Source organism: Massilia frigida, assembly GCF_011682175.1.
Classification (GTDB): domain Bacteria; phylum Pseudomonadota; class Gammaproteobacteria; order Burkholderiales; family Burkholderiaceae_D; genus Telluria_A; species Telluria_A frigida.
Window position 1 is genome coordinate 1 of the sequence record NZ_WHJG01000191.1, and the last position, 376, is coordinate 376.

Annotated in this window: 1 protein-coding gene; it reads left to right on the forward strand. The window is 60.9% G+C overall.

Features of this window, described 5'->3' with window-relative positions:
- On the forward strand, nucleotides 1–376 hold a 376-nt coding region (locus F2P44_RS34630), incomplete at both ends, for a transposase (protein ID WP_187363529.1).

Sequence of the window (376 nt, forward strand, 5' to 3'; positions counted from 1 at the left end):
GCGGTTTGTCGTCTGATCTCGGGCCGGTGCTGCTGCGCGGTGTCGACCTTCAGATCGGTCTGACCAAGCGCCTCGCGGCGGCTTTGCCGGACCGTCGCCATCAGAGTTACGTCAGCCATTCGTATCATGATCTTCTGACGCAGCGTATCTACCAAATCGGCTGCGGCTATGAGGACGGCAACGACGCGAACAGTCTGCGCCACGATCCGATGTTCAAACTTGGTGCGGCCCGTTTGCCGTTTGACGCCGCCGCCGCGCTGGCATCGGGAGCGACGATCTCGCGCTTTGAACACGCAGCAAGTCGCCAGGATATTTATCGCGTCAGCGAGGCTCTGGTCGAACAATTCATTGCCGGCTTCGCCGGTCCGCCAAAGAG